This is a genomic window from Bradyrhizobium sp. (assembly GCF_052389815.1).
Classification (GTDB): domain Bacteria; phylum Pseudomonadota; class Alphaproteobacteria; order Rhizobiales; family Xanthobacteraceae; genus Bradyrhizobium.
Genome location: NZ_JBQTHN010000007.1, coordinates 1 through 5,660, shown reverse-complemented (window position 1 = coordinate 5,660; position 5,660 = coordinate 1). Strand labels below are relative to the sequence as shown.

8 protein-coding genes are annotated in these 5,660 nt (G+C 59.5%); 3 read left to right on the top strand and 5 right to left on the bottom strand.

The features are described from left to right. Positions 1–200: 200 nt before the first annotated feature. Positions 201–614 carry a hypothetical protein gene (locus ACT4OC_RS02755; RefSeq protein WP_444837476.1) on the bottom strand — a complete coding sequence of 138 codons (414 nt, stop codon included), beginning with the start codon at positions 612–614 and terminating at the stop codon, positions 201–203. Beyond that, positions 615–1,337: a hypothetical protein gene (locus ACT4OC_RS02750; RefSeq protein WP_444837475.1), complete on the bottom strand. Its 723-nt coding sequence runs from the start codon at positions 1,335–1,337 to the stop codon at positions 615–617. It abuts the gene before it with no gap. Positions 1,338–1,908: 571 nt separating this feature from the next. Between ACT4OC_RS02750 and ACT4OC_RS02745 the strand changes: the two genes are divergently transcribed. After that, positions 1,909–2,175, top strand: coding sequence for a type II toxin-antitoxin system RelE/ParE family toxin (locus tag ACT4OC_RS02745; RefSeq protein WP_444837474.1), 267 nt, complete (start codon positions 1,909–1,911; stop codon positions 2,173–2,175). A gap of 87 nt (positions 2,176–2,262) precedes the next feature. Continuing rightward, entirely contained in the window at positions 2,263–2,580 is a 318-nt protein-coding gene (locus ACT4OC_RS02740) for an addiction module antidote protein (RefSeq protein ID WP_444837473.1), read from the top strand. Between the two features lie 116 nt (positions 2,581–2,696). On the opposite strand, the gene ACT4OC_RS02735 is transcribed toward ACT4OC_RS02740, so the two are convergent. The 3 genes from ACT4OC_RS02735 to ACT4OC_RS02725 all read right to left on the bottom strand — a co-directional run bounded on the left by ACT4OC_RS02735 (position 2,697) and on the right by ACT4OC_RS02725 (position 4,906). Next, a complete protein-coding gene (locus ACT4OC_RS02735; RefSeq protein WP_444837472.1) occupies positions 2,697–2,885 on the bottom strand; it encodes a hypothetical protein in 189 nt (62 codons plus the stop codon). Positions 2,886–3,283: 398 nt separating this feature from the next. Next, positions 3,284–3,517, bottom strand: a complete 234-nt coding sequence (locus tag ACT4OC_RS02730) for a hypothetical protein (protein WP_444837471.1) — start codon at positions 3,515–3,517, stop codon at positions 3,284–3,286. 321 nt (positions 3,518–3,838) lie between these two features. Beyond that, a complete protein-coding gene (locus ACT4OC_RS02725; protein ID WP_444837470.1) occupies positions 3,839–4,906 on the bottom strand; it encodes a transglycosylase in 1,068 nt (355 codons plus the stop codon). Positions 4,907–5,094: 188 nt separating this feature from the next. Here ACT4OC_RS02725 and ACT4OC_RS02720 point away from each other — a divergent pair, with 188 nt between their 5' ends. Then, positions 5,095–5,478, top strand: coding sequence for a RidA family protein (locus tag ACT4OC_RS02720; protein ID WP_444837469.1), 384 nt, complete (start codon positions 5,095–5,097; stop codon positions 5,476–5,478). The last annotated feature ends 182 nt before the right edge of the window (positions 5,479–5,660 follow it).

Below are 5,660 nucleotides of genomic sequence, written 5' to 3'. Positions count from 1 at the left end.
ATCGGCGCCGACGTTCAGCGCCCAAGACCTTCACCTGCATTCGCCACATGACCTTAAGGCTAGACTTAAGGTCAAATCCTCAGACGAACCGCCAAACCGCACAAGGCGGCCTCCGCCGGAGCGATACTTCGAAACGACACCACGAAGCAACTATCTCATTCGCTACCGCAGAAAAATCAGCGGCTGTATCACGGCTAATTTCAGCCAAGCGATGCTTGATAGGCCGCACTCACGATTAAAAACGGCATGATGAAAGCCAACCAACTTAAGCACACACCCACAATAAGGGTCCACAGAAACGTAAGACTGATCGACACTGCACTAACGTACTCGCCGCGTGCTCGCCGTTCGGAGACAGACCGCCAGTAAGCAATCGGTCCCAGGATCGGCGCGCCTAGAAATTTAGCATAGCCTCGAAAGAATGCGGCTGCGGCTCCCGGTAACTTGGGCGCCGTGTTACGTACACCTACGAAAACGGACGCCACTACGACGATCAACGCGTAGAGCAACGTCAGGGTCACGACAATAACCGCTAGCCATCCGAACCCGGCCAGCACTGCGCCCGCTCCGAATAGCAGGACGCAAAGTATCAGGATCATCAGCAGCGCTATCATCTAGGCGGAACCCGGCGGGATCGGCTGATGGCTAAAAGGCTTCCTTTCGAGACGAAGCTTGAGTCCAAACTCTCTATTTAGAGCGTCCTGAAGTCGGTTGAGGATACTCCAAGCCTCTGCGCTGTCCGTCGTTGTCCTTTGAACCATTCCGTCAATAATCGTATCCAGAGCAGCCATCTTAGGCGCGAGACGTTTCACTTCCTCTGGCGTCAACGTGGTAGAACCGAGCATGCCGTTCATTTCCGCTGACAACGTAGATGTCAAAGCATTCCTGTCAGTTCTGTAAAGCTGGAAGACATCGAGTAACGTATTATGAACGTCATCGAACGGTCCGAGATCGTTGAACAGGTTGAAGTCTAACTTCATGATCTCGGTGAGTTCTTTTGGCTCAAAATGGACTTTTGCTGGAAAGTTCGCCAATGGAATGACTATCGTCCAAGGTGGCCCTTTTATTCCGTCCTTCTCGGCACGAGCGAACGCCTGCTCAAGTGACTGCATCAGAAGTTCAAGCGTTGAGGCAATCCGTATCATTTTTGTCAGGACGTTGAGACCTAGCGTTCGGCGCTCTTCCCGCTTATCAAGCTCCTTTTGTCGGCGCGCCTCAGCGAATGAATTTCTTTGGAGAAAATACGACACTAGAGCGCCAATCGCTGCACCGAACAGCACTCCGCTAGCCGCTTTCCAGTTAACCGACTTTGCAAGACCGAGAAAGAATTCCAACATCCCTGACTCCGAAGTTAAGGTGCGTCGGTTTTCTTACTACCACCAACACTGCACGGCCTGTCCGGGAAACAGCTCGCCGAAGGACGCAAAGCAACAGCGGGCACTTGGCAAAAGATCCGCGACCCAGCGGCGCAGATGGAAAAAGGGCCTGCCCGAAGACAAGCCCTTTCCAGACTTAGAACCCGAACACTCGGCTAAGCACGAGCCATCCTAGGGACAGCTTGAGCTTGAAGCGAATAGTCGAGCCATCCGCCTTGCCGGCTTCGAAGGCGAAAGTAGCGAACACGCTATTTCCTCCAACTTTATGCGTGCGGCCCATAGGGCAGAGAGTTCCACGCACCAGCCGACACCGGGGGAATAGGTTTTAATTTCCTCAGAACCGCGGCCCCCCGGTGCCTCTCTGAGCCTTTGAAGCCATTGCTGGCTAAACTCGCGATCGTGAAAATAGCTTGCGCGCCACACGCGCATCAATAGGAACTCAGATAGAGAAATGTTAGACGTGTGGAGCATTGACTAAATTCGACATCGGCGCTTGCTTACGAAACTGTAATCCATGGATTACATGTGATCTGTGATTGAAATTGGCGAAACACCCGAGTTCACCCGCTGGCTCGCCGCTCTCAAAGACCAGCGCGCCGTCCTTCACATCGTTCGCCGGATCAGCCGCGTGGCTGCCGGCAACACCGGAGATGCGAAGTCAGTCGGCGGGTCGGTATCCGAGCTTCGGATCGACCACGGTCCCGGATACCGGGTCTACTTCACCCGTCGCAGACAGACGCTTGTTATCCTGCTCTGCGGTGGCGACAAGCGCACCCAGAGCCGGGACGTTGTTGTTTGAGCATGATCTTTCGGAAAACCGCTTCACACTTTTCCGGATCATGCTCCAGGAAGGCAACGGAGATCGCGGAGAAACTGGAGGATTAGGATGAAAGTCGGCAAACTCAGGAAATTCGACGCCGCCGAGCACCTTCGCACACCGGAAGCTCGCGCGGAGTATCTGAGTATCGTTCTCGCTGACGGCGACCCTGCCGAGATCCGTGACGCCCTCAATCTCGTTGCCAGAGCACAGGGCATGAGCGGGGTCGCCAAGGCCGCCGGGGTGACCAGAGAGGGTCTTTACAAGACGCTCGGAGCGGGCGGCAACCCGGAGTTCGCGACCGTCATGCGGGTGATCGGCGCCATGGGAATCCGCCTTTCGGCGCAGGCGGCGGATGCCAAGCGGAAGAAGCGCGCTGTGGCGTGAAGGGAATGTGCGGATGCTCCAGCGCCATTCGCGCGCTGATGACGGGGCCGTTCTCGCCGCGCTTGAGATCGTCGGCACAGCACGAAACAAATCCAATTGATTTGCCGATGCCCGGCCTACGCGACTTTCTGCATATGCAGCAAGGTCGCCACGCAGCGGTCGCCCTGCCAGATCTCGATCGTCTGGTCGCCAAGCGACTTCCGCGCTTCGGCCAGGGCTGCTGCATCATCCCTGAATGGCGCGACTCGCGGCGGCCGTGCTGTGCGGCCCTGGCGGTCCAGTAGATAGAACTGGTAGTTGGTCATGATCGCCCCCCGACGCGCCGATATGGTCGCTACCTTTCCCCAGGATTGCGGCAACTTCCCATCGGAAAAGAAGGCTAAATCAGGGAAAGCGTGAGGGGATAGCCAGGGCTACCGTATGCGAGAGAGAACTGGCGGGCGGTGCCTTTGCGGTCCATCCTTCGAGACGCCCGCCTTTGGCGGGCTACTCAGGATGAGGCTTGTTGCGCGCTTTGTAGGGTGGGCAAAGGCGCGCAAGCGCCGTGCCCACCTCCACGTTCTCTGCGCTTGAAGGTGGGCACGCTTTCGCCTTCGCTGGTTGAGCTACGGCGGACGTAGTCGCTTTGCCCACTCTACGGGTTACGGACTGGCCGGACGGCTTCATGGCGAACGTGGTTTGCAGAACCGCCCGAAGAGGCTCGTCATCGCCCCAATCGACGGACCGCTTCATGCGCGCGCACCAGACATGCGGTCACCTTGCGGTCGCAGGCCATCACGCATTTGTTCGATGGAAACGCCCCGCCATAGGGGTTGGGACACAGGGTGCACCTTGCGGCCAGATCGTCACATCGTATGGGCAACAACGCCTGTGCCGGTGAGTTGAGCAGCCCTGCGGTGCCGATGAGGGCGAGCGCGAGGAAAAGGTGCCGTGCCATGGTCGCTACTCCCTGAGAGAACGATGTTCCTGCAGCCGGCGCGGTCGGGGTCGCGTCGGCGGAAGGAGCAGGCATGGGCACATTTAAGCCGACGGCCCCGGGGCGAGGCAACGGGGATTGCGCCCTGCGAACGGCGCTGCAGCATGGATGAAGGTCGAGATCGAGTGCCAGTCCTCTGTCGAGTAGAGCGAGACTAAATCGACATGGTCGTCATTGCGAGCGAAGCGAAGCAATCCAGCTTCGCCGCGACAAGGAAGCTGGATTGCTTCGTCGCTGTCGCTCCTCGCAATGACGAATGGATATATCGATTGCTTCGGAAACTTACTGCTTCGCCCCTTCGGCGGCGGCGGTGGCCATGTATTTCGTTCGGAATTCGGCGACGCGCGCGCGCCACATGCCGACGAACGCTTCCGATGTCACGTTGTCCACCGATTTCCACGCCTTCTTGAGGACCGGAAGGGTATTGCCCCAGATCGCGCGCTTGCACCACTTCTCGCCCTTCTCCCGGCCTTCGCGGGTGGCGCACATGGATTTCCAGGCGATGCGATCGGGCCGGCTGATGTGCTCGGCGGCGCCTTCCCAGCCCTGCTGATGGATCAAATAGAGATCGCTCAGGTCCGGCTTGCGGCGCGTGATCCACTCGAACAGGATGCCTTCGGTGATGATCTTGTAGGCGGCCGCAACGGCATTGTCGCGGGGACTGCGAATCTGGCCAGCGCCGAACTTGCCGAACTCGTATTCGCTGAGCTGGAACAGGCCGATATAGGAGCCGGTGCGCTGGTTGGGATCGAAACCGGACTCGATCTTGGCCACCGCTTTCATGTAGTTGAAATCGAGGCCGAAGGCGTCGGAAGCACGCTTGATCTCCTCGGCCGGCGTTCCCTGCGGGATGTCCTTCCATGAATTCAGGACGGTCTGCGCCGGCTTCTCGGCGGGCGGCAGCTCGGACCAGACGTAATAGATGAGATATCGGAAATCCTGCGCCGCCGGCGCCGGGCTGGCGGCGTCCCTGGCGATGTCGCCGGACGTAATGCGCGTTGCCGGCAGCGGCGCTGCGACATCGTGGGGGTTCAGCGCCGCCAACTTCGTTGGGACAGAGTTGGTGGCGATTTCGGCGCGGGCCATCAACGGTCCGGAGATCGATCCGGTGACCGAGCCGGGCCCTGCCAGCGCCGATTCGGCGCCGGCGGATGCCTGCCGCGGCACGGCGGCGGAGAGCAGAGGCAGCACGGACTTCACAACCGATTCCGGCATGGCGGCCTTCACGGCCGTTACAGCCGTTTCCGGCGTCGCGCCCGGTGCGGTCGCGACCGGCCTGTTTCCGGCAGCCAGATAAATTCCCGTGAGCGCTATGGCACCCACGATGCAGGCGACCTGCAAGGCTTTCATGGTTCCCCAACTTTGCGGCACGGTTCCCGAAACGACGCCAAACACACGTTCGCCGTCGTTCAAGGCGAGTTCGTGACGGTAACGGCTTTTGGTGGAGGGTGCGTTAACCCTTTCGCACCGCGCTGCGCTGGCCGAAAGGGCCGGCCGGAGCTAGCCTCCTTGCGTCCATCCCCATTCGCGAGGACGCAATGACCAAAATCCAGCGCATCATCGTTCCCGACCTCCCGAAGCCGGTCAGCCATTATTGCCACGTCACCCGCGCCGGCCCCCACGTCTGGGTCGCCGGCGTCGTCGGCACGGCGCCGGACGGCAGCATACCGGCCGACGTCGTCGCCCAGTTCGACATCGCGATTGCCACGATGGACAAGTGCCTGAAGGCGGCCGGCGCCGGACCCGAGCACGTCGTCAAGGTGCAGGTCTTCATGACCGACATCACCGAGCGGCCGAAAATCAACCCGCGCCGCATCGCGTATTTCGGCGACAACCTGCCGGCCTCCACGCTCGTCGAGGTGAAGGGGCTGGTCGATCCGCGCATGAAGGTCGAGATCGAGTGCCAGGCCTATGTCGAGTAAAGCGAGATTTCTCTCTCGCTCTGTTTTCTCTTGCGGGCAGGGACGCTGTCTGAACTCTGAGGAGCCCCCCGATCGCTTGCAGCATTTACAGCATTGCTGTATATTACAGCAATGGAGCATGCCTCATGGCCCAATACACAACCAGTGACCTCTCCCGGAAATCCGGCGACATCATCGCGGAA